At 52.7% G+C, this 25,921-nt stretch carries 18 protein-coding genes; 12 read left to right on the forward strand and 6 right to left on the reverse strand.

The features are described from left to right. Positions 1 to 50: 50 nt before the first annotated feature. Both BM412_RS01525 and BM412_RS01530 read right to left on the reverse strand, forming a co-directional pair. Positions 51 to 1,088 carry a ribonucleotide-diphosphate reductase subunit beta gene (locus tag BM412_RS01525; protein ID WP_090977289.1) on the reverse strand — a complete coding sequence of 346 codons (1,038 nt, stop codon included), beginning with the start codon at positions 1,086 to 1,088 and terminating at the stop codon, positions 51 to 53. Positions 1,089 to 1,232: 144 nt separating this feature from the next. Continuing rightward, positions 1,233 to 3,458 (reverse strand): ribonucleoside-diphosphate reductase subunit alpha, encoded by a 2,226-nt coding sequence (locus BM412_RS01530; protein ID WP_091213000.1) that lies wholly within the window; start codon positions 3,456 to 3,458, stop codon positions 1,233 to 1,235. A 446-nt stretch (positions 3,459 to 3,904) separates the two neighbouring features. On the opposite strand from BM412_RS01530, the gene BM412_RS01535 reads away from it, so the two are divergent. The 7 genes from BM412_RS01535 (at position 3,905) to BM412_RS01565 (ending at position 16,718) form a co-directional block, all read left to right on the forward strand. Beyond that, complete coding sequence (locus BM412_RS01535) at positions 3,905 to 5,554, forward strand: copper resistance CopC/CopD family protein (RefSeq protein ID WP_091213003.1); 1,650 nt, start codon at positions 3,905 to 3,907, stop codon at positions 5,552 to 5,554. A gap of 23 nt (positions 5,555 to 5,577) precedes the next feature. After that, positions 5,578 to 6,468, forward strand: a complete 891-nt coding sequence (locus BM412_RS01540) for a sensor histidine kinase (RefSeq protein WP_091220076.1) — start codon at positions 5,578 to 5,580, stop codon at positions 6,466 to 6,468. Position 6,469: 1 nt separating this feature from the next. Then, on the forward strand, positions 6,470 to 7,189 hold the full coding sequence (locus tag BM412_RS01545; protein WP_091213007.1) for a response regulator: 720 nt from the start codon (positions 6,470 to 6,472) through the stop codon (positions 7,187 to 7,189). A 119-nt stretch (positions 7,190 to 7,308) separates the two neighbouring features. Then, positions 7,309 to 8,076 carry a YcnI family copper-binding membrane protein gene (locus tag BM412_RS01550; protein ID WP_091213010.1) on the forward strand — a complete coding sequence of 256 codons (768 nt, stop codon included), beginning with the start codon at positions 7,309 to 7,311 and terminating at the stop codon, positions 8,074 to 8,076. 1,206 nt (positions 8,077 to 9,282) lie between these two features. After that, positions 9,283 to 10,314: a phenylalanine--tRNA ligase subunit alpha gene (gene pheS / locus BM412_RS01555; RefSeq protein WP_091213012.1), complete on the forward strand. Its 1,032-nt coding sequence runs from the start codon at positions 9,283 to 9,285 to the stop codon at positions 10,312 to 10,314. Between the two features lie 16 nt (positions 10,315 to 10,330). Then, complete coding sequence (gene pheT / locus BM412_RS01560) at positions 10,331 to 12,775, forward strand: phenylalanine--tRNA ligase subunit beta (protein ID WP_091213015.1); 2,445 nt, start codon at positions 10,331 to 10,333, stop codon at positions 12,773 to 12,775. A gap of 199 nt (positions 12,776 to 12,974) precedes the next feature. Beyond that, positions 12,975 to 16,718, forward strand: a complete 3,744-nt coding sequence (locus BM412_RS01565; protein ID WP_091213018.1) for a hypothetical protein — start codon at positions 12,975 to 12,977, stop codon at positions 16,716 to 16,718. Positions 16,719 to 16,799: 81 nt separating this feature from the next. On the opposite strand, the gene BM412_RS01570 is transcribed toward BM412_RS01565, so the two are convergent. From BM412_RS01570 to BM412_RS01580, 3 genes are all read right to left on the reverse strand, one after another. Then, positions 16,800 to 17,480: an SDR family NAD(P)-dependent oxidoreductase gene (locus tag BM412_RS01570; RefSeq protein ID WP_091213020.1), complete on the reverse strand. Its 681-nt coding sequence runs from the start codon at positions 17,478 to 17,480 to the stop codon at positions 16,800 to 16,802. Positions 17,481 to 17,731: 251 nt separating this feature from the next. Further along, complete coding sequence (locus BM412_RS01575) at positions 17,732 to 18,118, reverse strand: cupredoxin domain-containing protein (protein WP_091220079.1); 387 nt, start codon at positions 18,116 to 18,118, stop codon at positions 17,732 to 17,734. A gap of 101 nt (positions 18,119 to 18,219) precedes the next feature. Further along, entirely contained in the window at positions 18,220 to 18,573 is a 354-nt protein-coding gene (locus BM412_RS01580; protein ID WP_091213023.1) for a phage holin family protein, read from the reverse strand. 220 nt (positions 18,574 to 18,793) lie between these two features. On the opposite strand from BM412_RS01580, the gene BM412_RS01585 reads away from it, so the two are divergent. The 5 genes from BM412_RS01585 (at position 18,794) to cysK (ending at position 24,694) form a co-directional block, all read left to right on the forward strand. Continuing rightward, positions 18,794 to 21,160 carry an endonuclease MutS2 gene (locus BM412_RS01585; protein WP_091213025.1) on the forward strand — a complete coding sequence of 789 codons (2,367 nt, stop codon included), beginning with the start codon at positions 18,794 to 18,796 and terminating at the stop codon, positions 21,158 to 21,160. 18 nt (positions 21,161 to 21,178) lie between these two features. Further along, complete coding sequence (locus BM412_RS01590) at positions 21,179 to 21,598, forward strand: DUF350 domain-containing protein (protein WP_091213028.1); 420 nt, start codon at positions 21,179 to 21,181, stop codon at positions 21,596 to 21,598. 158 nt (positions 21,599 to 21,756) lie between these two features. Then, positions 21,757 to 22,302, forward strand: coding sequence for a hypothetical protein (locus BM412_RS01595; protein WP_091213031.1), 546 nt, complete (start codon positions 21,757 to 21,759; stop codon positions 22,300 to 22,302). A 124-nt stretch (positions 22,303 to 22,426) separates the two neighbouring features. Further along, positions 22,427 to 23,755 (forward strand): MFS transporter, encoded by a 1,329-nt coding sequence (locus BM412_RS01600; RefSeq protein ID WP_256256075.1) that lies wholly within the window; start codon positions 22,427 to 22,429, stop codon positions 23,753 to 23,755. 21 nt (positions 23,756 to 23,776) lie between these two features. Next, positions 23,777 to 24,694, forward strand: coding sequence for a cysteine synthase A (cysK, locus tag BM412_RS01605; protein WP_091213037.1), 918 nt, complete (start codon positions 23,777 to 23,779; stop codon positions 24,692 to 24,694). A 144-nt stretch (positions 24,695 to 24,838) separates the two neighbouring features. On the opposite strand, the gene BM412_RS01610 is transcribed toward cysK, so the two are convergent. Then, complete coding sequence (locus tag BM412_RS01610) at positions 24,839 to 25,912, reverse strand: CotH kinase family protein (protein WP_091213040.1); 1,074 nt, start codon at positions 25,910 to 25,912, stop codon at positions 24,839 to 24,841. Between the last annotated feature and the right edge of the window lie 9 nt (positions 25,913 to 25,921).

Raw genomic sequence — 25,921 nt, forward strand, 5'->3', positions numbered from 1 at the left:
AAAGCCCAAGCCTCGCGAGTGGAGAGGGCTTGAGCTTCTTTGATTTAAACTTACAGATCGCCCCAGTTGAGGTTGGACGATTTGCTGTAGTTGGTTACTTTCTGCTCGAAGAAATCGGTTTTCATCCCGTTCATATTGCTGAAGCTTTCCACCCATTTCATTGGATGCTCGACGATTTCCGGATACAGAATATCGAGATTCAGCTTGCGCAGACGTTCATTGGAGAGGAACTTGATGTACTTCTCGATGATTTCATCCGTGAGGCCCGGTATGGTGTTGTTCGTAATGTATTGACCCCATTCGATTTCATGCTCAACGGCTGTGCGCATCATTTGGCGAAGCTCTTCGATCAGAACCGGCGTGAACAGCTCCGGATTTTCTTTGCGAACTTCGCGGAAAATACCTTGGAACAACGCTAAGTGAGTCAATTCATCGCGCTGAATGTATTTGATCTCCGAAACGGTACCGAGCATTTTGCCTTGGCGGCCAAGCGCATAGAAGAAGCTAAATCCGCTATAGAAGTAGATACCTTCTAGGATGTAGTTCGCCATAATCGTTTTGATTAGATTCTGCGATGACGGATTAGCAATGAAGTTCTCGTATAGGTCGGTGATGAACCGATTCCGTTTCAAGAGGTTCTTGTCCTCGCGCCACAGGTTATAAATTTGGTCGCGTACTTCCGGAGAAACCACGCTGTCTAGAATATAGGAATAAGATTGGCTGTGAACGGCTTCCTGGAAAGTATGGACCGTTAAGCACAGGTTTACCTCAGGCGCTGTAATATATTCGTTTACGTTCGGCAGGTTTGCCGTTTGAAGCGAATCCAAGAAGATGAGGAAGCTGATAATTTTATCGTAGCTGTTACGCTCGGAGAGCGACAGGTTTCTGTAATCTTTGGCATCCTGGGCAAGCGGAATCTCTTCCGGAATCCAGAAGTTATTCATCATCGTACGGTACATCTTCGTTGCCCAGTCATATTTCACATTGTTAAGCTCAATCAGATTGGTCGTATTTCCGCCAATCATGCGACGCATGCCCCAATCGCGGTCGCCTTCTTCGTTAAATAATTTTTTCTTTTGCAGATCCATTAAATGGGCTGCCTCCTTCTGTACTTTCCTAAAATAAGCTGCAATCGTTTTAAGAACTGCTGAGAATGGAAGCCCGGAGGTCGAGTCGAAACAGCGATTGCCGACTTCTTCCGACCCTACGGGCCACCATCATTCAACGGCTTCTTAAGCGCTGCAGCTTACGCAATCTTCAACTTCAAGGCTCTTGTTGCGGCAATAGTAAACGGTTTTGAGGCCGTTCTCCCAAGCTGCCATGTACAGATCCATAAATTCCTTCGCCGTGTAATCCGGCGTGATGTACAGGTTAAACGATTGCGCTTGATCGATATGGCGCTGACGGCGGCCCGCTGCGCGGATGCTCCAGTGTTGATCGATGTGATGCGCTTCTTTGTAGAACCAGAACGTTTCTTCGTTCAGGTTAGGCGCCGTTTGCGGGATGACCGCGTTCTTCTTCTCTTCGACGAAGAACTTGTTGAAGATCGGGTCAATACCTGCCGTGGAACCGGCGATCAAGGAAGTGGAGGCTGTAGGCGCAATTGCGAACATCCATGCGTTACGGACGCCGTGCTCGGCTACATCCTTCTTCAGTTTCTGCCAGTGCGGCGCATCATAACCGCGGGAATCGAAAAATTCTCCCGTCTGCCATTCACTGCCTTCGAATACGCGGTAAGCGCCTTTTTCTTTGGCGATTTCCATCGAAGCTTTGACTGCACAGTAGTTGATCCACTCGTACAGCTCGTCAGCACGATCCAAATGCTCTTCGGATTCCCATGCAATGCCGTTCAGAGCAAGCCATTGGTGATAACCGCTCGTGCCAAGGCCAACCGCACGGTACTTCTGATTCGTAATTTCCGCTTGCGGGATTGGGTAATGGTTCAGGTCGATCACGTTATCCATCATCCGCATTTGGCAAGTGACAACCTCTTCGATTTCCTCTTTCGTTCTGGAACGGCCAAGGTTAAGGGAAGAGAGGTTACACACGACATAGTCGCCGCTTTTCACTTGCGTTGTAATAACGCCGTCTTCATGAGTTGTCGTGATGTATTCAGTCGGGCTCATGTTCTGGCAAATTTCCGTACAAAGGTTAGAACAATAAATGATGCCTTTATGTTTATTCGGGTTCGCGCGGTTTACCGTATCGCGGTAGAACACGAAAGGTGTGCCTGTTTCGAAGGAGCTTGCAAGAATCTTCTTCATGATGTCGATTGCCGGTACTTCGTCACGGGAAAGCGCAGGGTTATTCACGCACTCTTCATAACGACGCTCCCACTCATCGCCCCATGAATCCTCGAGTGCCCAACCCATATAGCTGCGTACTTCGTGAGGATCGAATAGGAACCAGGAGTCGCGCTCTTGCACTTTGCGCATGAACAAGTCAGGAATGCAGACGCCGGGGAAGATGTCATGTGCTTTCATCCGGTCATCGCCGTTGTTTGTTTTAAGATTAAGGAAGTCGAAAATATCTTTATGCCATACGTCGAGGTAAACCGCGACCGCGCCGGAACGAACGCCGAGCTGGTCAACGGCAACCGCCGTGTTGTTGTAGTTCTTGATCCAAGGGACTACGCCGCCGGCAACGCCTTTGTATCCGCGGATGTTGGAGCCGCGGCTGCGCACTTTACCGATGTAGATGCCCATGCCGCCGCCGAATTTGGACACTTGCGCGAAGCTGGAGTCTACATTGTAAATGCCCCACAGGTTATCCGGCACTGTATCGATGAAGCAGCTGGAAAGCTGGTGGAACGGTTTGCGTGCATTTGCAAGCGTAGGTGTGGCAACCGTCATTTGAAGACGGCTAAGCACATCGTAGAACTTGCGTGCCCAAGCGAGCTTGTCATCTTCTTTCATAGCCAGATGCATCGCCACGCCCATGAACAATTCTTGCGGAAGCTCAAGCACGTCTCCGCTGAAGCTCTTGATCAAGTAGCGGTCCGCAAGCGTTTTGAGACCGATGTAGTTGAACAAGTAGTCGCGTTCAGGCACGATGTAATTGCCGAGCTCACGGATTTCATCACGGGTGTAATACTCTAGTATGTAGCTCCCGTAAAGCCCTTTGTCCGTCAAATACGTAATCAGAGAGTAGAAGTCTCCGTAGCCGAAATAGCCGTATTTGCGATTGATTGCAGATTCTTTATAAAGATCGTACACAAGAAGTTTGGCTGCAACGTACTGCCAGTTCGGCTGTTCGATGCTTGTTTTCTCTACCGCAACCTGTGTGAGTGTACGCTGAATTTCTTTAGTTGTAATGTTGTTGCGGAAATAAGGAAGTAAAGCAGTTTCCAGCTCAAGCGGATCGCAGTCGTTATAGCCGACGCACGAGAAATCAATAACCTTCTTAAGCTTTGAAAAGATTAATTCTTCTTTCTGACCGTTCCTCTTAATAATATCCACGAGCAGAGCCACTCCTTGTCGAAGGATGTCGTCTGACAACCTCTAATACACAATATGTTGTTAGTACTTCCCTAAATTACACCAATATATAGTGGTTGTCAAGTTATACTATTCGACAACCAACCATACCGTTACTACTGTTTTGAGGGGTTGAAAATCCCGTGAAAACGTATAGCTGCGGCATTTTTTATCGATCGGGACAGCTAGTTCTATAAACGTAGCTAATATAAAAAAGTGAGTACTATATGAATTGCGGATCCTAATTATAGCACTAACTGTAGGGACCGTGTGGTGACAATAATAGGGATAAGCGGAGCCGTATTTTCTCTTGAAACGATGTTCAAACAACGTTTGGATTTTCCGTTGGTGTTCGCCCATCAGCTTTAGTACACTTATTCTGAGTTTATTGTTCATATCTAAAGGAGAGGACGTGACTACACGACACCATGAACCGCCGTATTCGATATAAATCCCATTCCGCCATACAAGCCTTAGTCCTGTGCATCTGGATGTGCCTGGCACTGATCAGCATCCCGGGCATGGCTTCCGCGCACGCTGAGCTTGAACGATCCGAACCGGAGGCCAACGTCAAATATGAGCAGAGTCCGAAGTCGGTTGAGCTTCGTTTTAACGAATCCATCGAAGCTAAAGTAGGAGCCATTGAAGTACTCGATTCCAAATCACGACCCGTTACGAGCGAAACCGCGCAAGCCAGCAAGGATCATCAATCGCTCATCTTGCCGCTTCCTTCGCTTGGCGAAGGCGTGTACACCGTGTCTTATTCTGTCATTTCCGAAGACGGCCATCCGGTCAGCGGATCTTACGTCTTTATTGTAGGAAATCCTCAGGAAGGCGTGGATGCAGCCACATTTGATCCCCACAAAGAGCTCGGTCACGAAGGGCACAGCGCGGCCACCCAGCTGACGACAGGACAATTTATTATTTACGCCGCCCGCATCGTTTATTATGGATCATTGCTCTGGGCGGCAGGTCTAATGCTATGGCCGTTACTAACGCGAGGACGCGGGAAACTGCTTCCGGACCTCCAGCGAAAATGGGAACAGATTGCCTTGCGGACACTCTTGGTTGGTACTCTTGTGTACATTTTTGTTCATGCACGCGAGATATTGACCGGGTATCCAAGGGATGAATATAGTAAGCTTTTCTTGCAGACGAACATCGGGCGGGAATGGATTGCGCTTCTGGTGCTGGTGCTTCTCGGATTTATTATCGTCCGTTTCCCTGCCATTCTGAAGACCATTTGGGCGCTGCTCATTCTCGCGCTTGAGAGCTGGAGCGGTCATGCAGCTGTTTTCGCTCCGAAAACAGCCTCCGTCATGTTTGATTTCGTACATCTGGCTGCTGCAGCAATCTGGATAGGCGGGTTGATCCTGCTTGGTTTGCTTTGGCAGGCGGATCGCAAGGAAGCAGGGCGTTTTGCCGTCTTGTTCTCCAGAGCGGCATTGCTGTCGCTTGCGCTTCTTATTTTGTCGGGAATTGGCATGACCTTGCTATTCCTGCCTTCCCTGAACTATTTATTCTACACGGCCTGGGGAACGATTCTGCTGGTCAAGACCGGACTCGTTCTGCTGGTCCTCGTCGTTGGCGGCATTCTGCATCTGCGCGTACGCAGAGGCAATCTGCCTACTACGGTACTGCTTCGCATAGATGCTGCGCTGATGGCCCTTATCATTGTATCGGCAGCGCTCTTTACCTATATAAGCCCATTGCCGGCGAATGAACCGGTTGTTTATCACAAAATGGGCGACACCATGCATCTGTCATTGCGGGTTACGCCGAATAAGCCGGGCGATAATCAGTTTATCGTGAAGGTGTGGCTGCCGGATGCGGCAGGCGCCCCGAAATCCGTGACGATGCGCTTGTTTGCGCTGGATCAGAAGGAGCTTGGCCCGATTCAAGTGCCGATCAAACTGTTTGAGGATACTGAAATTACTACCTTTGACGGCTATGTGAAGGCGGCATACAAAGCGGAAGGACCGTTCGTTCCGTTCGCGGGTCGCTGGCAGGCCGAAATCCGCGTGCTCGATAAGGATGATAACGAGCAAGTGCAGAAGGTGAAGTTCCGGAATTATTAATGGCGGGGGAAGGTGGCGGCAAAATGACATATAAACGGATTAAATGGTTCATTTTGTGGACGCCGACCTTAACGATAGCGCTGTGGGAATATTTGCGGCATACGTTTCTGCTTCCCTATGTTTCGATGGATCTTGGCAATGCGCTCGCTCCTGTTATTGTAATGACCGTAACGGCAACGCTTCTTATTAAGCTTTTTCGGATGCTGGAGAGCACCAACGAATCGCTGCAGCAGGCGAAAGCGGCTAAGGCAGCGTTCATGGAACGAGAGCAGCTTGCCCGCGAGCTGCATGACGGCATCTCGCAGTCCCTTTTCCTGTTATCCGTGAAGCTGGATAAGCTGGAGCAGGCGAAGGACAATGAAGCTGTCAAAGAGACGGCGCAGCAGCTTAGGCGCACGGTGCGGCATGTGTATGAAGATGTACGGCAGTCGATTGCTTCGCTTCGCAGCGAGCCTTCGCGAACCGATGTGCAGTGGATGCAGGCGGTTCGCGAAATGGCGGAGGAGCTCGAGCGCGGCGGCCTTGCAGTCGAGCTGAATTGGCAGCTTGCCGAAGGCATGTTAAACAGCAAGGAAAAGGTGGAGCTGCTCGCGATCGTTCGCGAGGCGATGCTGAATGTACGCAAGCATGCGAATGCTTCTTGCTTGGCGGTGCATGCACGACCGGACTCGGAAGGCGGCAGCGGCTTTCGCTGCACCATCGAGGATGACGGAACGGGAGCTGAGCCGGCTCAGCTTATGGCTAAGGGGCGATACGGTATTCGGATGATGCAGGATCGTGCCACAGCGATGGGCTGGCAGTTTGGGGTTCGCGCGCGAGACGCTGCGAATGCTTCAGATGCGGTAGATAAGGAAGATGGGCTGCCAGCGGCTAAGGGAACGATCGTTGAAGTGATTAAGGAGGCGGCGCGCTGACATGAGCGATACACATATAACGGTGCTGATTGTCGATGACCATCCGCATGGGCGTGAAGGAATGCGAGATATCCTCAGCGGCGACGAATCCTTTTCTATAGTAGGAGAAGCGGCAAATGGCGAGCAGGCTATCATGCTTGCGGCTTCGCTGGTTCCTGATTTGGTGCTGATGGACATCAACATGCCGGTGATGAACGGCATGGAAGCGACGCAGCGCATCAAGACGATCGACCCGCGCATCAAAATCATCATGGTGACCGTATCGGACGATATCTCCGACCTGTTCGAAGCGATCAAACGCGGGGCGCAGGGTTATCTGCTGAAGAACCTGTCGCCATCGGCATGGCTGGAGTATTTGCGCGCCGTTGCCGTGGATGAAGCCCCTTTGTCCAAGGAGCTTGCTTTTCGCATGCTGCAGGAGTTTAACGGGGGGAGTTCGGGGGCGGCAGGCGGGAGCAAAGCTACTAAGGCTGAGGTCGCGCGCGTTGACAATGCAGCGTTTACGGAGCAGGGTGCAGCGCACACGGCATTGACGCAGCGGGAACGCGAGGTGCTGGAGCGAGTGGCGTTCGGCGGCTCCAATCGTCAAATTGCCGACAGCTTCGGGATCTCTGAGCATACGGTAAAGAACCATTTGAAAAATATTTTGCAAAAGCTGCATCTCGAGAATCGCGTTCAGCTTACCCGGTATGCGCTGGAGAAGGGTCTGGCTAAAGAGTAGCTTCGGGTTGACAAGCCAAGACACAAACCTGTAACAATCATATAGCTCGAACGAGTCATGGCGGATCCGGCGCGTTACGTTATACTCCTCCTATAAAGATGAGAGCAGGAGGGTGTAAGATGAATAAAATAAAGAAATGGTCCGTGCTGAGCATGACGCTGATTGCGATGTTCCTTTTTGCAGGCGTGGCAAGCGCGCACGTAACGGTTTGGCCAAAGGAAGCAGCTCAGAACAGTTATGAGGTGTTCTCCGTACGCGTTCCGAGCGAGAAGGAGAACGTGACGACGAAGATCGTGAAAGTCAAAGTACCCGATGGCGTGAAGATTAGCCGCGTTGAGCCGAAGGCGGGCTGGAAATACGAGCTCGAGCAAAACGCAGATACCAAAGAGATAGCATCCATTACTTGGACAGCTGAAGGCGATGGCTTGGCGCAAACGGAATTCACCGAATTCCGTGTATCCGGTAAAGTCGCCGCTGATGCCAAGCAGTTGGTCTGGAAAGCGTACCAAACCTACAGCGACAACTCCGTTGTGGAGTGGGTCGGCGGTGACGGCGCGGATTATCCGGCTTCGGTAACGACGGTCACTGCAGCTTCAGGCGAAGGTGACGGACATGGCGGCGGTAGTAATGGTTCCGTAGGCTCGGATCCGAATACGGGGACTTCATCCGGCTCAGAAGGTACGGGCAATGCGTCGTCGACGAATGTCGGCAACGAAGCGGGGACGCCGGAAACAGCGGATAACAGCGCGGCAGCTGGTCAAGAGAATGCTTCGACCGACAAGGCCGACAGCGGCTCGGACACGCTGAACCGTACGCTGTCGATCGTCGCAGTAGCATTAGCGGCGGCAGCGCTCGGCGTGGCGGTTTCGCGCAAGAGACAGCGTTAAGAAGTGAATGAGATTGGGGCGGAGTCAACGGCTTGCAAGAGGCCGTTGACTCCGTTTTTTTTGCGTGCCGCGTCGAGGGCGAATAGTGTCGCGAGTGGGGGAGCCGACTCTTCGCTCCCAGGAAGCGAAGAGTCAGTGAACATTGGCGCTTACGCTGCCGAGAGAGTCGTGAAATCCGACTTTCGGCTTCGGCCGAGTGGGGGCTGGTGTGTCTGAGAGTCTCAAAATGGAACTTTCGCTTACGGAGGAAGGTGGAATTGGATTAGTTAGATGGCTGAGAGTTCGAATATGGAATTCTCAGCGCAGAAAATCGGCGGTTTTGCCACTGAGAGTCTTAAAATGGAACTTTCGCTTACGGAGGAAGGTGGAATTGGATTAGTTAGATGACTGAGAGTTCGAATATGGAATTCTCAGCGCAGAAAATCGGCGGTTTTGCCACTGAGAGTCTCAAAATGAAACTTTCGCATGCGGCGGAGTGTGGGGAGTTAGATGACTGAGAGTTCGAATATGGAACTCTCAGCGCAGAAAACCGGCGCTTTTGCCGCTGAAAGTCTCAAAATGGAACTTTCGCATGCGGCGGAGGGTGGAGTGTGGGGAGTTAGATGACTGAGAGTTCGAATATGGAACTCTCAGAACAGAAAACCGGCGCTTTTGCCGCTGAAAGTCTCAAAATGGAACTTTCGCATACCGAGGAGGATGGAATGAGGTTAGTTTGGTGGTTGTGAGCGGAATTGGATTAATTTGGGTGCAAAGAGGCAGCCTAGGAACATTCGGAGTAAGAAGAAAAGGATCGAAGCAGGGGGAGGCAATCCGCCCTTGCGAAAGGGTATGAAAACTTTGTATAATATAGGTTATATACGTTAACGCGATGAGGAAGAAGAGTACGCAGTGCTTTCTTGACAGGGAGAAGACGCCGTAGATTGAGAGCGTCTTTAGGAAATCAGGCTGCCGAAGTTCCCTTCCGAGCAGACTCTTGAAGGTGTACGGCCATGTGCCGCACAAGGTAGGGAGTACCGGGTTCCGGCCGATATTCGGACTTTGAGGAATTGCCTCGCTTATTATTAGGCTGCGGCAGTTTGAATTAGGGTGGTAACACGGTTCTTTCGTCCCTTACGGGGAGAAGGAGCCGTTTTTTTGTTTTCAGAAATGGGATTAGCAGCTGTAAACATGAGTCAGGTTATTTGGTTAAAGAAGGGGCTGGATGGAATGAAAGAGCGTTTGGAAGCATTGCGGGTCGAGGCGCTGCAGGAGCTGCAGCAGGTTGACGGTCCGCAGCAATTGAATGATCTGCGTGTAAAATACCTAGGCAAGAAAGGCGCGCTGACGGAAATTCTCCGCGGCATGGGTTCCCTAAGCGCCGAAGAGCGTCCGGTTATCGGGCAAGTCGGCAATGAAGTGCGCGCCGCAATCGAAGAAGTCATTGAAACGAAGCAAGCGGTGTTCCAGCAAGCTGAAACGGCGAACCGCCTTCGCGCGGAAACGATCGACGTCACGCTGCCGGGCAAGAAACAAGCTGCAGGTGCGGTTCATCCGCTCAATAAAGTCGCACAAGAAATCGAGGATGTATTCATCGGTCTCGGTTACACGATCGCTGAAGGTCCGGAGGTCGAATCCGACTATTATAACTTCGAAGCGCTGAACCTTCCGAAGGATCACCCTGCTCGCGACATGCAGGATTCGTTCTACGTAACCGACGACATCCTTATGCGCACGCACACTTCGCCGGTACAGGTTCGCACGATGAAAGCGATGAACGGCAAACCGGTTAAAGTCATTTGTCCGGGTAAAGTTTACCGCCGCGATGATGACGATGCGACGCATTCGTTCCAGTTCAATCAGATCGAAGGACTTGTCATCGGACCCAACATCCGCATGAGCGATCTCAAAGGCACTTTGCTTCAATTCGTTCAGCTGATGTTCGGCAAACAAGCGCAAATCCGTCTTCGTCCGAGCTTCTTCCCGTTCACGGAGCCAAGCGCAGAGGTTGACGTAACTTGCGTACAGTGCGGCGGCCATGGCTGCCGGATGTGTAAGCAAACCGGCTGGCTCGAAATTTTGGGCTGCGGCATGGTTCACCCGCGCGTGCTTGAGATGGGCGGCTACGATCCGAACGAAGTCAGCGGTTTCGCATTCGGCATGGGCGTAGAACGTATTGCGCTGCTGAAATACGGCATTGACGACATCCGTCATTTTTATACGAACGATCTGCGCTTCCTGAGCCAGTTTGTCCGAATGTGAGAAGGAGGCAATAACGATGAACGTATCTTATAAATGGTTGAGCGAATATATCGAGTTAAACGGCTATACCGGCGATCAGCTGGCAGAGCTTATGACAAGCGGAGGCATTGAAATCGATGTCGTCGAATCCCGCAACAAAGGTGTTACAGGCGTAGTTGTCGGTCATGTGCTGACACGCGAGAAACATCCCGATGCGGATAAGCTGAGCGTTTGTACGCTTGACGTGGGCGGTCCTGAAGTACTGCAAATCGTGTGCGGCGCCAAGAACGTAGCTGCAGGACAGCTGGTTCCGGTTGCGACAATCGGCGCAGTATTGCCGGGGGACTTTGCGATTAAACGGGCAAAGCTGCGCGGCGTAGAATCCCAAGGCATGATTTGTTCCGCGAAGGAGCTTGGTCTTAACGAGAAGCTTCTGCCTAAAGAACAGCAAGAAGGAATCCTTGTCCTGCCGGAAGGCACGCCGATCGGCGCATCGATTCTGGATGTGCTCGGTATCGACGATGAGGTGCTGGAGCTTGATTTGACGCCAAACCGTTCGGATTGCCTAAGCATGCTGGGCGTTGCCTATGAAATCGGCGCATTGACAGGCCGCAGCGTGAAGCTGCCGGACAATCGCGTGAACGATTCGGTAGAGCAAGCTTCCGCCCATGTATCGGTTCGTATCGAAGCGAAGGAACAATGCTCGCACTACTCGGCGCGTTATATTAAAGGCGTTCAAATCGGCCCTTCGCCGCAGTGGATGCAAAATCGTCTGATGGCTGCCGGCATTCGTCCGATCAGCAACGTAGTCGATATCACGAACTTTGTTATGCTCGAGTACGGCCAACCGCTGCACGCTTTCGATGCGGATAAAGTCGAAGGCGGACGCATTGTTGTCCGCATGGCTAACGAAGGCGAAGTGTTGACTACGCTGGATGGTCAGGACCGCAAACTGGAGCCGCATATGCTGGTCATCACGAACGGTCAAGAGCCGCTGGCGCTTGCAGGCGTGATGGGCGGCGCAAATTCGGAAGTAACCGCTGCGACGGTAAATATTTTGCTGGAATCGGCTCGTTTCGATGGCGGAACGATTCGCAAAACCTCGCGTCAAGTCGGCTTGCGTTCGGAATCGAGCGTTCGTTTCGAGAAAGGCGTTGACCCGGCTCGCGTTATTCCGGCGCTTGATCGCGCTGCTTCGCTTATGGCGAAATATGCAAGCGGCCATGTGCTGGAGGGCATCGTGGAAGAGCTGACTGAACAGCCGAAAGATGCGGTAATCAGCGTATCCATCGCCAAAATCAACCGTTATCTCGGAACCGAGCTCGCGAAGCTCGAAATCGAAACGATTTTCGGCCGTCTGCAATTCCCGTTTGAATTGTCGACTGATGGGGTATTTACTGTAAGTGTTCCATCCAGACGCGGCGACATTACACGCGATGTGGATTTGATCGAAGAGGTTGCGCGGTTGTTCGGATATGACAATATCCCGACGACGGCAATCGAAGGCGCTGCAACACCGGGGGCATTGACGAAGCCGCAGGCGATTCGCCGCGAGCTGCGCAAACGTCTGACGGATGCCGGCCTTCACGAGGTAATCAGCTACTCCTTCACTCATCCGGATCGCACGAAGCTGTTCCCGGCTCTGGCCGGAGCGGATTTGTTCCCTGTTCGACTGGCGCTTCCAATGAGCGAGGACCGCAGTGTACTGCGTACCAGCCTGCTTCCCCAATTGCTGGAAACAGCCGCGTACAACCGCAATCGTAAAAACGACGACGTAGCGATCTTCGAGATCGGCAGCGTCTTCCATACGGATGAAGAGGCACTTACTCGTTTGCCTCATGAGAAGCACCGTCTTGCCGTTCTGCTTACCGGCAACAAGAATGTAACGGAGTGGAACCGTAAAGCGGAAGCTTACGATTTCTACGATCTGAAAGGCATTCTCGAGACGCTCGTGGAAGTGCTTGGCGTTAGCGGATCCATTAGCTATGAAGCCGCTCAACCGGAGCATATGCACCCGGGCCGTACGGCAGCGGTTGTATACCACGGCGAGCGCGGTGCGCAAACCATTGGCTACCTGGGCCAATTGCACCCGACTACTCAGATCGATCATGATCTGGCGGATACGTATGTACTCGAAATCGAGCTGGCGCCGCTTTACGCTGCTGCTGATTTCGACATCGTATATAAGGCGTTGCCACGTTATCCGGCTATGGAGCGGGATATCGCAGTCGTGCTTAGCCGCGATGTGGCAGCAGGCAAGCTGATCGATGCCGTTCAAGAGACAGCCGGCGCGTTGCTGGAGTCGGTTCGCATCTTTGATATCTTTACCGGAGAGAAGCTCGGCTCGGATAAAAAGAGCGTCGCCCTATCCCTCGTATACCGTCATGCAGAGCGTACTTTGACGGATGAAGAAGTAACGGAGCGTCATGCAGAGGTTGTAACAAAATTGGAACAATCTTTTGCAGCGGAATTGCGTAAATAGGCAGGAGTTGACCTTTGCCGCATCGAATTAGTTCCTTGCGAACAAATCTCGGTGCGGCTTTATTCTATTTTGCCGGATTATCGGCATGGAGAAGCATGTACAGTAAGGCTTGCCCGGAATGCTTTAGAAGTGGAAGAAGGCAACGATTGTCGCATTGAACTCATTTTTCACCCTTGAACCTATAGGAGGACATGCCCTCATGAACGCTGCCGATCGGACACGTGTAACTGTTGATATATTTGGAAATCAATTCAAACTAGCTGGTCACAATAACCCTGACTATATCAAGCGCATTGCAGCGCTTGTTGACGACAATATGAATAAGCTGGCGAAGGGGTATCCGCGACTGGATATGCCTAAGATCGCTATGCTGGCTGCAGTACATATGGCTGAAGATGTGTTTAGATTGCGGGTCGAAAATGAGCGGATGCACGAGACCGAGGAGCGCCGCAAAGCGGCTGTAGCGGAGCTGGAGCAGGTGAAGCTGATTGTGGACACGCTGCACGGCCAGCTTGAGGCTGAACGCGTGAGCGCGGAAGCGGCACTGGCGAGTGCGGAAGCGGCGTTAGTCGCGGAGCGTGCGAATGCGGAAGCGGCGCTGGCTGCGGAGCGGTCGAATGCGGAAGCGGCGCTTGCTGAGGAGCGAGCGAGTGCGAAAGCGGTGCTGATTGCGGAGCGAGCGAATGCGGAAGCGGTGCTTGCTGCGGAGCAGTCGAGTGCGGAAGCGGTGCTGGTTGCGGAGCGAGCGAATGCGGAAGCGGCACTGGCTGAGGAGCGAGCGAATGCGGAAGCGGTGCTGGCTGAGGAGCGAGCGAATGCGGAAGCGGCGCTTGCTGAGGAGCGAGCGAATGCGGAAGCGGCGCTTGCTGCGGAGAGACTGAGAGCAGAGGAAGCGCTGTTCGCGGAGCTGGAGAGATCGGAGGCGGCGCTGGCCGCAGAGCGGGAGGAAGCGGAAGCGGCGATCGAGGATGCGCGCGAGGAGCTGGAGCGGACAAGCGCGATGCTGCAAGGGCGCTTGGAGCAAGCGGTTGGCGCGGCGGAAGCGAAGCTGGCGAGCGAGCAGGAAGCCGCGCTTGCGGAGCAACTGCGCGTACAGGCGGAGCGCGAGAGCGAGCAAGAGGCTTTGCGAGCAGAGATCGAGCGATTGAAAGCGGAGCTTGCGCGTGAGCAAGAGGAAGCGCGAGCTGAGCTTGAGCGGTTAAGAGCGGAGCTGATCGCGGAACGTGAGGAAGCACAAGAGACAGCCCGTTTAGAGCTGGCTCTGTTGCAAGAAGAACGCGAGAGCGAGAATGCTGCAGCCCAAGCGAAATTGGGACGAGTGCAGCAGGAACTGAATGCGAAGCTGGAAAGCGAGCAAATCGCAGCCCAAGCGGAACTGGCTCGAGTACAGCAGGAGCTGACTGCGAAGCTGGAAAGCGAGCAAGCAGCTTCCAATGAGCAGCTTGAGCGTACAAGAGCGGAGCTTCTGGCAGAGATTTCATTCGAGCAGGAAGCAGCGCAAGAGGAACTTGCACGTGCGAGTGCAGAGTGGGCGGCGAAACTAACAAGCGAGCTGGAATCAGCTCGTGCTGCGTTTACGCAGGCGAGAACAGAGCTGGAAGCGAAACATGCTAGTGAATTGGATGCTTCGCAAGCTGAGCTTGAGCGGGTGTGGGTAGAGTTGACTGCTGAACGCGAAAGCGAGCAGTCCGCATCACAAGCGGAGCTCGATCGTGTACGCACGGAGCTCGTTGCGGAACTGGAAGAGGTAAGGGAAACTTCGCGTAAAGCACTCGAGCAATTGCAGGAAGAGTTCGATCGTGAGCAAGAAGCGGCCCATGAAGAGCTGGAGCTGGTTAGCTCGACCCTGCAAGGCCGGATGGAGCAAACGATTCAAGCGGCTGAAGAGAAGCTGGCAAGCGAGCGCGAGGCCGCAGAAGCGAATCTGCAAGCTGAACGCGAAGCAGCGGCAGCTAAGCTGTCAAGTGAACTCGAAGCGATGGAAGCTAAGCTGGTTAGAGAACTCGAAGCGATGGAAGCGCAGCTGGCAAGTGAACGCGAGGACTCGGAAGCGAATCTGCAAGCTGAACGCGAAGCGGCAGCGGCTAAGCTGGCCAGCGAACTAGAAGCAATGGAAGCAGTGCTGACCAGTGAGCTCGAAACTGTGGAGTCGAAGCTGGCAAGCGAGCGTGCGGCCGCAGAAGCGCAGCTGCATGCCGAACGCGAAGAAGCCGCAGTTAAGCTGGCTAGTGAACTGGATGCTGTGGAAGCGCAGCTGGCAAGCGAGCGCAAAGCCGCAGAAGTTCAACTGCTTGCTGAACGTGAAGCAGCGGTTGCCAAGCTGACAGGCGAGCTCGAAGCAGTGGAAGCGCAGCTTGCAAGTGAACGCGAAGCCGCTGAAGCTAAGCTTACACAGTTGCGCGACGCTCATCGCGCAGAGCTTGAGGAGCTGCAGCTGACGCTGGAGCTGGAAGTGGAAGCGCAGTCGCTTGCTGTTATTGAGGCGCGCGAGGAGCTGGAGCGCACGAAATTCGCAATGGAAGCGCAGCTGGAGCAAGTGCGTGAAGCTGCGCAAGCAGAGCTTGCTCAGGAGCGAGAATATACAGCAGTCGAACTGAAGCAGCTGCATATGATCCATCAAGAAGAGCTGCAGAAGGAACGGTCACTGCAGGAAGCAACCGCGGAAGCGGCAGCCGGGCAGCTGGAAGAGACGAGATCGGAAATGCAATCTCGCATCGAGCAGGTGCGTATCGCGGCCGAGGCGGATGTGGAACGGATTCGCCAGGTAGCTCGCGAGCGTTTAGAACGGATGCGAGGCGAGGCCGAACGCGCTGCGGAGCACGCCGCTGCCGCCGAGGCGAAGCTGGCACAGCAGAGCCAAGCTGCTCTCGAAGAGCTCCAGCAGGTGCAAACGGATGCAGCTGCGCTACTGGAGCGGGAGCAAGCGGCAGCAGCCGCATTGCTGGAGCAGGAGCGGGCGACCGCTCAATTCCTGCTTGATCAGGCGCTTCAGGAAGGCGAAGCGGAAGCAGCTTCCATTACAGCCGCCTACAAGCGGGAGCTTGAAGCCAGTCGTGCAGAAGCTGAAAGCCTTTATCTTACGCTCACTGCGGAGAAACAGAACCGCGAGAGCACATGGCAGCAAGAGCGCGATCAGCTCGCTGCGCAGCTTGAAGAAATGCGCAAGGAACTGCGTTCCATGCAAGATCAGCTTGCCGAGGAACAAGAGAAGGCCGAACTGCTCGAGCTGGAAGCGGCAGAAGAGGGCGAGGCACTTCGTTCCAAAGTGGCGCGCCTTGAACAGGAACTGCGTGAACATGAGAGCAGAGCGGAACAAGCGGAGCAATGGCTCGCCGATCAGCAACAGAAGGAAAACCGCCGCAGCGAGGCCATTCAACAGCAAGAAGAGCGGCTGGATGAACTGCGCGGCGAGTTGAAGGCAGCGCAGAAGGCTGTGGAAGAAAGCCAGCTGGGACAATTGATGCTGGAAGAACAGCATGAGCGTATTATGAGCGAAGCGAAGCAGCTTGAAGAGCGGAACGAACAGCTGGCAGAGCGCTTGCAAGCGGCAGAAGATCGCGCGGCTGACTTGATGCGCGAGGCGCGGCAGCAAATGGCCGAAGCAGAGCGGATCGCGGACGAAGCCCATGTGAAGCTAATGGATCAAGTGCATGCGGCCGACTCGGAGATTACGCTGGCCAAGCAGCAGGCGGCGGCGCATGCCGAAGCAGAAGCAGGCTTATTGGAGCAGCTCCTCCTGAGCGAGGATGAAGCGGAGAAAGCGAAGGCGCAAGCCAAGCAGATCAGCTTAAGACTGGAAGAGCTGGAAGCATCACTTGCCTCAGTCAAAGAACTGCAAGCAACCCATGATCAGCTTCAAATCGAACATGGCAAGCTTAAGATTGAATACTCCAAGCTTCAGACAGAGTACAACGAATGGATTGAACTTCTGGAAGTCGAATAGAGAAGAGGGCTGTGCGATACGCCGGTTTCGATATCGAAACTCGCGTGCAGCACAGCCCTCTTTTCATTTAATAAGCTACAATTAATAAGCGACAATGGCTCCTGTCGTCCCGTCTGATGGCAATGCCGCCAAACGAAGCAGATCAGCGGTCACTTGATGGGGATCCTTGCCGGTTGCATGCATCTCGGAACGGATCGTCCCGGGATTAAAAGCATTCACGAGAATGCCGTATTCATGCTCCTCGTCCGCTGTTGTCCGTGTGAGCGACTCCAAGCCTGCCTTGGATGCGCTGTAAGCCGCATATCCGCCGGCACCATTTGACGCCAATCCAGAAGTGATATTAATGATACGACCATATCTTGCTTCTCGCATGGAAGGCAGCACGGCATTGGTCATGAGAAAAGGTCCTGTTAGGTTTATGCTGATTTGAGTGGCCCATTCCTCAGAAGTAAGTTCAATGACGCGTCCGGGCTCAAATGCAGCGGCATTATTAATGAGGATATCTACGCGGCCGTATGCGGCTATCGCTTGATTGACAGCAGCCTGTACAGCTTCGACGCTTGCAATATCACAGGCAATAACCAGAGCATTGCTGCCCGGACGAACTTCCTCGATGAGAGCGGCTGTTTCATCCAGCTTCCCTTGGCGCCGACCCAGGAGTACAACTTGAGCGCCATCACGTGCAAAATCGATCGCTGTCGCCCGGCCAAGACCCGTGCCCGCACCTGTTATCATTACTACTCGTCCATTTACTGTACTCATGTTGTCCACCCTCTTCGTTATCGTTGCAAACATCGTAGCAAACAACATACGCCGGTGGAATAGCGGAGCTATAAGTCTTTCTTATACGATGCTGTCAGTGAAATGGATATATGTCGTTTAGTCGCTCCAAAAACGACCTTCATTAGGATTCCTGATAGACTGTATTAAATATCGGAATATAAAATAACCCGTCCAGCACATGCTGAACGGGTTATTGCTATTCCATTTCGAAAAGTCGAGCTCGCCGGTGTCTACTCGACGACAATCTTGGCAATCATCTTGGAATGGCCCGTGCCGCACATAATATCGCAATGGAATTCGTATTCCCCTGCATCATTAAGCGTGACGACTTTCGGTTTGCCGCTGTTAACCGTAAGGTTTAGGTCAGGTGCTTCCATGTTATGAACGCCATCTTCGGATTCCAGCGTAATTTCGGTCGGTTCGCCTTTCTTGATCTTGTAAACCGGCTGATCGAACTCGAACCGCGATGCTTTGATTACGATGCTTGCAGAAGCAGCTGTGCCGGTTTCTTCCACGCCGGAACCTGCATTGTTAGTGTCGGAACTCTTCGAACCGCATGCGGCTAAGACAAGTACGGCTGCAACAAGCATAAAGGACATGAGCAGTAATTTTTTCACCAGAGAACGCTCCTTCATGAATCGGATAGTTATGAACTCCTCTAGTATACCGTTACCGGAATAAAATTACTGTGACGATCTGTTGAATGCTTTGATGCCGCTTAGTGATCTCGTCCAGCTTCATACGGCGTGCTGACCGGAATAAACAAGTCGATAATCCCGATCACGAGCGCGGCCAATATCGCTCCCAGCCATGTGACGGAAACGCCGCCAACAATGAACTGCGCCACCCAGATGACCAGGGCGCTGCACAAGAAGCCGACAATGCCTCGACCAAACGGCGAGACGCGTTTGCCGAAGATGCCTTCGATGATCCAACCTAACGCCGCGATGACAAGCGCCAGGAAGAGCGCGCTCCAGAAACCGCCGACGCTAAATTGAGGTACAATATAACCGACAATCATTAACACGATCGCTGATACAATGAATCTGACCACGTGACCCAGGAAATGCATAGTGAAAAACCTCCTACAAAGTTTTTTGACAAAAGCCTCCTGACCACACTTAAGCGCGTAAAAGCGCATGGATCAAAAGCATTGGCCAGTGTTCGGAGAAGCTTACCTTCTCGTGTACAGGTATTGTTTCCTTTTTTGCTTCTGCCATTCATGGTAGCGCAGGATCGTGGCATACACCGCGCTGTTCGGCTATAATAGGAAACGAGAGGGGTGTTCTCGCTTGGACAACAAAATATTACAAACACTGGATTATGCCAAAATTGTATATAAATTAGGACAGCATGCCGCAACCGCGCTTGGAAAATCAGTCGTGGAGGCGCTTCATCCGAGCTCAGACTTAGAAGATGTGAAGCATGCGCTGCAAGTGACGGATGAAGCTTACAAAGCGGATCGTCTCAAAGGAAGCGCTCCTTTCGGAGGCATTGCCGACATCAAACCATCGCTTCTTCGCTCACGAATAGGCGGAACGCTGAATCCGGCAGAACTGCTCGAAATCGCAGAGACGGTCAGAGGTTCGCGCCGACTGAAGCGTCATATTCAGGGACTTCATGATGATCATCCCATCCCGCTGCTTGCCGCTACGGCTGAACAGCTAACGGAACATAAGCCGCTGGAAGATGCCATTTTGCTGTGCATAGATGATCAAGCTGAAGTCATGGACAGCGCGAGTCAGGAGCTGGCATCCATTCGCAGAGAGCTTCGCAGCGGTGAAGGACGCGTGAGGGAAAAGCTTGAAAGCATGATTCGCTCATCATCCGTACAGAAGATGCTGCAGGAATCGATCATTACCATTCGTAATGACCGCTACGTTATTCCCGTCAAACAAGAATACCGCGGCAGCTTCGGCGGTATTATTCACGATCAATCCGGTTCCGGGGCAACGTTGTTTATTGAGCCGGAAGCGATCGTTGTGCTTAACAATAAGCTGCGTGAGCTGCGTTTGGCCGAAGAGCGCGAAATTGAGAAAATCCTTCAGAAATTAACGGCATTGACGGCTGAATACGCCGACGATTTGCTCCTTGATTTGGACCTGTTAGGTCTCCTTGATTTTGCTTTTGCCAAAGCACGACTTGCCCACTTGATGGGGGCTACGCTGCCTCGGATGAATGACCGGGGCTACTTCAAGCTGCGCCGCGGCCGCCACCCGCTGATTGATCGCGAGCATGTCGTACCGATCGATGTCGAACTTGGCAATGATTACACGACGATCATCGTAACCGGTCCGAATACGGGCGGTAAGACGGTATCGTTGAAAACAATCGGCCTGCTCAGCCTGATGGCGATGTCCGGCTTGTTTGTTCCGGCTGAAGACGGCAGTCAGCTATGCGTGTTTGACGCGCTGTATGCGGATATCGGGGATGAACAAAGCATCGAGCAAAATTTGAGTACGTTCTCCAGTCATCTTACGAATATCATCCGCATTCTCAAAAATATGACGCCGAAAAGTCTTGTCCTGCTCGATGAGCTTGGCGCAGGCACCGATCCCGCGGAAGGCTCGGCACTGGCTATCGCTATCCTGGAGCACATGCACAAGCTCGGTTGCCGTATCGTGGCAACGACGCACTACAGCGAACTGAAAGCCTATGCTTATAACCGCAAAGGTGTCATCAATGCAAGCATGGAGTTCGATATTGCGACGCTCAGCCCGACTTATCGTTTGCTGATCGGGGTTCCGGGACGAAGCAATGCTTTTGCAATTGCCGAGCGTCTTGGCCTGCAGCGCGGCATCATCGATCATGCGCGCGGCGAGGTCAGCGAAGAAGATGTACGCGTTGAAACGATGATTGCTTCATTAGAAGAGAATCGTATCGGCGCCGAAGCAGAACGTAATACGGCCGAAGCCCTTCGCAAAGAGCTTGAGATGGAACGCGCTCGCCACGAGAGCGAACGTCAGAAGTTCGACGAGCAGCGCGAGAAGCTGCTGGCGAAGGCGCAAGACGAAGCGCGCGAAGTGATGTTGAAGGCGAAACGCGAAGCAGAGCAAATCATTGCCGATCTGCGCAAATTAGCGCAAGAAGAAGGCGCGGCAGTTAAGGATCACAAACTGACGGAAGCGCGTCGTAAGCTTGATGAAGCAACACCTGAGAAGAGCAAGTCGGCGAAAGGCCAACAGACCAAATTGAACAAGCCGCAGCGAATTGAAAGCGGCGATGAGGTTACGGTCTACAGTCTTGGCCAGCGCGGTCACGTCGTAGAAGTTAACGGCAACGAAGCGCTTGTGCAGCTCGGCATTCTGAAGATGAAAGTGGCGTTAAGCGACTTGGAGCTTATGAAGCGGGCGGAATCCGGCAAGACGCAGCAGCCTAAGATTGCCGCGAGCCTTAAGCGGACGCGGGACGAGAATGTTCGCAGCGAGCTTGATTTGCGCGGTGCGAATTTGGAAGAAGCCATGCTCGAGGTTGACCGATTCCTCGATGAATCGTTTTTGGCCGGATTCGGGCAAGTGTACATTATTCATGGTAACGGAACGGGCATCTTGCGTTCGGGGATCAGCGACTTCCTTCGCAGGCATAAGCATGTGAAGAGCTATCGCCTTGGTAAATACGGTGAAGGCGGCTCCGGCGTGACGGTAGCGGAACTTAAGTAAGGCGGGTGGGACTTCGAGATGGAACAAGAAATCGACGAATTGCTCAGCAATCATTTTGCAGCCTCGCTTGCTTATGTTTCGGTGACGGTGCTGGCTCTGCTTGTTTTCCTCTATTTCTTTGAATTTGTTACTCGCTATAAATGCTGGCAAGAAATTAAACGTGGCAACATGGCAGTGGCGATGGCGACAGGGGGCAAAATCTTCGGGATATGCAACCTGTTCCGCTTCTCCATCCAAGCCAATGAAGGCGTGTACCATAGCTTGGTGTGGGCGACGTATGGGTTCGCTCTGCTGATTGCCGCTTATTTATTATTTGAATTTCTGACTCCTGTTTTTCGAATTGATGAAGAAATCGAGAAGGACAATCGGGCGGTTGGTTTCATTGCCATGATTATTTCCGTTTCGCTTTCTTACGTTATTGGTGCCACGGTTGCTTAACTAGGGGACAGGATTTTCTGGATCGAAAACGATACACACTCGGAGGCTCTACCGATGAAATATTTATGGGGAACTTTATTTGCGTTAGCGGCGTTATTTGTTATTTTTGGCGTCTTTTATCTACTACAATAATCTTGAAATAGAAAGAAGGAATCGGCATGAGCGATAAACATGATGAGCAGCCAATCTGTCCATGGTGCCACACTGAAATTGTATGGGACGAAGAGATCGGCCCGGAGCGTAATTGTCCACACTGCGATAATGAATTGTCAGGCTACCGGACGCTGACGCTTGGCGGCGCAGAGCCGGATGACGAACTGGACGATGAGAGCGATGCGGAATCGGATTTGGAAGATGACAGCTGGGATGAAGATGAAACCCGTGACCTGTCTGATCTAAGACCTTATAACCGCGACCAGCTTGCGCTGGAAGAAACGATGGCGCGTATTCTGGATGAACAGCTGGAAGCGCCGGAATGTCCGTCCTGCCGGGAGTTCATGCTGGAGGCCGGCACGCAGATTATTACGCAAGAACAATTCAAGCCAAGAACACCTGCGGCGCTGGGAGAAACGATCGTTTCGACACCGTTCCAGCTGCAGCTTTATGTATGCCCGTCTTGCTTCCATACGCAGAATCGGCTTTCGGTACAAGATCAAGAGCGTTTGGTTCAATTGCTGACCAAAGCCGTCGATCTGGAAGACTAGAACGAGCTGGCAGCACTAATGGAAACTTCTTGTAATTCAGCCTTTTTCGGCATGTTAGGTCTCTAATGGGGGCAACTTACGCCTAGAAAGCTGCAGCTTCATGCAGCAGGCGGGAGGGATTCTGTTGGAGCAAGGCAAACATGCTGTGCAATCACGCTGGTTCGCGGGAAAATCCCGGGAGAAACTTAGGACTGTTTCGGGCGGTGGCGGCAAACGTGACTATAGCAGCAGCGCTTTGGACAGCCAAGCGATTTTACTGCTCGCGGTTCAGGCGCTGCTTGGCACAGCGAATGCGTTATCCGGTACGTTTCTGCCGGTTTATCTATGGAAAGCAAGTCAATCCTTCGCTTTGATCGGCTGGTTTAATTTTACTCAGTTTATTGTAAGCGGACTGACGTTCTGGCTGGCCGGCAAATGGGTGAAGGAGCATAACAAAATGAACAGCCTCCGGCTCGGCGTCGCGTTGTCCGGAGTTTTCTATTTTGTCGTATTAATGCTGGGGAAGTCTGCAATATCGTATGTCGTCCCGCTAGGCGTGTTAATCGGCATCGGGAATGGCTGCTTCTGGCTGGCCTTTAATGTTGTCTATTTCGAAATTACGGAGCCCGGCAATCGGGATCGATTCAATGGTTGGGCAGGCTTGCTTGGCTCAGGTGCCGGTATCATTGCGCCGTGGATTTCGGGCTGGCTGATTACGGCTAACAGCGGAGAACGAGGCTACAGCATTATTTTCACCGTATCCTCGATTATCTTCGCCGTTGCGGTTGTACTTAGCTTCTGGCTGAAGAAACGTGAGACGAGTGGGAAATACGAGTGGTTTCAAGGACTGCGAGTGCTCAAGGAGCGAGGTAATCCTTGGCGTTATGCGGTTCCCTCGATTGTTTCGCAAGGAGTGCGCGAAGGCGTATTCATGTTCTTGATTGGCCTGCTTGTCTACATCGCAACCAAGAATGAAGGGAAACTCGGCAACTTCTCGCTGATTACTTCTCTCGTAGCCTTAGTGAGCTTCTGGCTGATCGGGCGTTTAATGAAGCCGAATCGAAGAAGCATGGCAATGTTAATCGGAGCTGTAGCCATTACAGCGGTAGTTGGCGTGCTTTTCTGGCCGATCAGTTATCGCACACTGCTCCTATTCGGTCTAGGTACAGCGCTGTTCATGCCGCTCTACATCATCCCGATGACCTCGGCTGTATTTGACCTCATCGGCAGCGATGAGGACAGCGCGCGGCAGCGGGAGGAGTATGTCATTCTTCGCGAGGCCGGTTTAACCGTTGGCCGGATCATCGGAGTAACATCATATTTGATTATCTTGCCGTATATAAACCGTTCCCCTTATATAGTTCCATCACTAATGCTGATCGTAGGTGCCTTTCCGGTTGTGGGCTGGTGGCTGATGCGTTCTGTGCTGAGGAGGGTGAACGGCAATCATGAGCGAGCCTCTTCGCGAGGCTGACAATGGAAGGTAGTGCTGTGTATGCCGCGTATTGTAAATAATGTGACTGAGCTGATTGGCGGCACGCCGGTCGTCGCGCTTCGCAGGCTGAAGGAGCCGGGAGCGGCGGAAGTGCTGGTGAAGCTGGAGCGGTTCAATCCGAGCGGAAGCGTGAAGGATCGAGCGGCTTTTGCGCTGATCGAAGCGGGAGAAGCGAAAGGGATGCTGAAGCCCGGCGCGACGATTATCGAGCCGACCAGCGGGAATACCGGTATCGGGCTCGCTATGAATGCAGCGGCGCGAGGCTATAAGCTGATTCTCGTCATGCCGGATAATATGACGAAGGAGCGCATCGGCCTGCTGAAGGCCTATGGCGCCGAGGTTGTCCTAACGCCGGCAGCAGAACGTATGCCGGGTGCGATCAAACGAGCGTTCGAGCTGCAAGCAGAACGGCCGGGAAGCTATATTCCGAATCAGTTCGAGAATCCGGCCAATCCGGCGATTCATCGCACTACCACCGCTCAGGAAATCATCCGCCAAACCGAAGGGCGTCTCGATGTTTTCGTTGCAACGGCGGGAACCGGCGGCACGATTACGGGAACCGGGGAAGCGCTGAAAGCTGCGATTCCGGGACTTTATGTAGCCGTAGTGGAACCGCTGGGGTCGCCTGTACTGTCGGGCGGCAAGCCTGGGCCGCATAAGCTTGTCGGCACCAGCCCTGGATTTGTACCGGCCATTCTGAATACGTCCATCTATGATAAAATCGTTCAGGTGTCCGATGAAGACGCCATCGAGACGATGCGTCTGTTAGCCCGCCAAGAAGGGCTGCTCCTAGGTCCTTCCTCGGGCGCTGCCGTCTGGACGGCAATGGCGGAGGCCCGCCGAATCGGAGATGGCGGGCGCGTACTTTGCATCGCCCCGGACAGCGGCGAGCGATACTTAAGTATGGGATTGTTTTAGAAGCAGCATGCTTCATACGAAGCGCAGCTTGAAGCAAACCACTCTGTTAAGCAGAATGCTGCATTCGAAGCGATGCTTCGTTCGAACGCAAACCAATCTGTAAGCTAAATGTTCGCGTCCGATTAACGCACGCGAACATTTAGCCTAATCCACCCAATTATTAAGCTCATCCTGCACAATGGCCCTGCGTTCTTCGATATAGCTGATAAACAATTGCGGCTCATCATCGAAAGCGTATAAGGGCCATTTTCGCGTGAAATCATCTCGAATGGCGGGCCTTAAGTTCTCGTACATATCGGCGATAATCGGTTCAATGGTTTTGACCGTGAATTTGTTCGCGAGTAGATTAGTGAGAATTTTACGGTAGATTTGTCTGTGCGATTTGTAAGACAATACCTTCCTCGTCAGCGTATTATATCCTCTAACGTCCACTAAGTCGCTGCCGCACAGTCTCCCATAGCAGTTGCGGCCCCATGTCCCCTCGTAATCCCAAGGAATAATGCGGTACTTGCCGCTTTTCGTATGCTCATACAGCGCGTAGTTCTGATCAAACCCGTCATAATTGCCCGTCAACACAGCGCCGGCCAGCCACTTCAAATATAAGTAGATATCAAGCCGATACGCCAGGTAGCTCTTCAAGGAGCTGTTCGCGGGATTGTTAATCCGTTTCACGAACTTTACCAGCTTCGTCTTCGTTTCATCGGAGCCTTTCATCACACGGTAGCCGTCGAAGAGCGATTCTTTCAGTTCTCCGGTTTCCGAATCGTAGAGGCCGAAGTTCGCTTTATCGTTAACCGCGTAGATGAGGGCTTGCGAGCCGATGTTTCTTCTGCGAAAGAACGTATCATCCACCGATTCGATTTCTAAATAAACGCCGTGCGGGTAGCCGTTCCATTCCAGCCACATATGTCTGGTTCTTGGCGATGGTACGTTGATCATATTGAAGAAATGGAACGAGAGCGCATTACGGATCATGGAAGGATCGTCGAACTCTGCATTCCAGTGCAGGATTTGATTATCGCCATAACGGATCTCATAGGATTTCTTCGGATAATTGCGGGTGTGTCCGCCGCGGAACCGCAGCTGCGCATCTATCGTCTTTCCGTTCATCTCCAGCTTGACGGGAGCAAATTCATTGCTCCATACATTGGATTCGAGCCTCTGCAAGTCCTCGTTGTTTATCGTTATTTTTCGAGTAGGCAGTCCTTCCCCGGACATTAGACCATC

The sequence above is a fragment of the Paenibacillus sp. BC26 genome (assembly GCF_900116125.1).
Lineage (GTDB): Bacteria > Bacillota > Bacilli > Paenibacillales > Paenibacillaceae > Paenibacillus_Z > Paenibacillus_Z lignilyticus.

Bases quoted from the DNA above. Each gene is read 5' to 3' on its own strand.
- BM412_RS01565 (WP_091213018.1), top strand. From the start codon at position 12,975: ATGAACGCTGCCGATCGGACACGTGTAACTGTTGATATATTTGGAAAT.
- cysK (WP_091213037.1), top strand. From the start codon at position 23,777: ATGCCGCGTATTGTAAATAATGTGACTGAGCTGATTGGCGGCACGCCG.
- BM412_RS01610 (WP_091213040.1), bottom strand. From the start codon at position 25,912: ATGTCCGGGGAAGGACTGCCTACTCGAAAAATAACGATAAACAACGAG.
- BM412_RS01550 (WP_091213010.1), top strand. From the start codon at position 7,309: ATGAATAAAATAAAGAAATGGTCCGTGCTGAGCATGACGCTGATTGCG.
- BM412_RS01540 (WP_091220076.1), top strand. From the start codon at position 5,578: ATGACATATAAACGGATTAAATGGTTCATTTTGTGGACGCCGACCTTA.
- BM412_RS01595 (WP_091213031.1), top strand. From the start codon at position 21,757: ATGAGCGATAAACATGATGAGCAGCCAATCTGTCCATGGTGCCACACT.
- BM412_RS01570 (WP_091213020.1), bottom strand. From the start codon at position 17,480: ATGAGTACAGTAAATGGACGAGTAGTAATGATAACAGGTGCGGGCACG.
- BM412_RS01590 (WP_091213028.1), top strand. From the start codon at position 21,179: ATGGAACAAGAAATCGACGAATTGCTCAGCAATCATTTTGCAGCCTCG.
- BM412_RS01580 (WP_091213023.1), bottom strand. From the start codon at position 18,573: ATGCATTTCCTGGGTCACGTGGTCAGATTCATTGTATCAGCGATCGTG.
- BM412_RS01535 (WP_091213003.1), top strand. From the start codon at position 3,905: ATGAACCGCCGTATTCGATATAAATCCCATTCCGCCATACAAGCCTTA.
- pheT (WP_091213015.1), top strand. From the start codon at position 10,331: ATGAACGTATCTTATAAATGGTTGAGCGAATATATCGAGTTAAACGGC.
- pheS (WP_091213012.1), top strand. From the start codon at position 9,283: ATGAAAGAGCGTTTGGAAGCATTGCGGGTCGAGGCGCTGCAGGAGCTG.
- BM412_RS01525 (WP_090977289.1), bottom strand. From the start codon at position 1,088: ATGGATCTGCAAAAGAAAAAATTATTTAACGAAGAAGGCGACCGCGAT.
- BM412_RS01545 (WP_091213007.1), top strand. From the start codon at position 6,470: ATGAGCGATACACATATAACGGTGCTGATTGTCGATGACCATCCGCAT.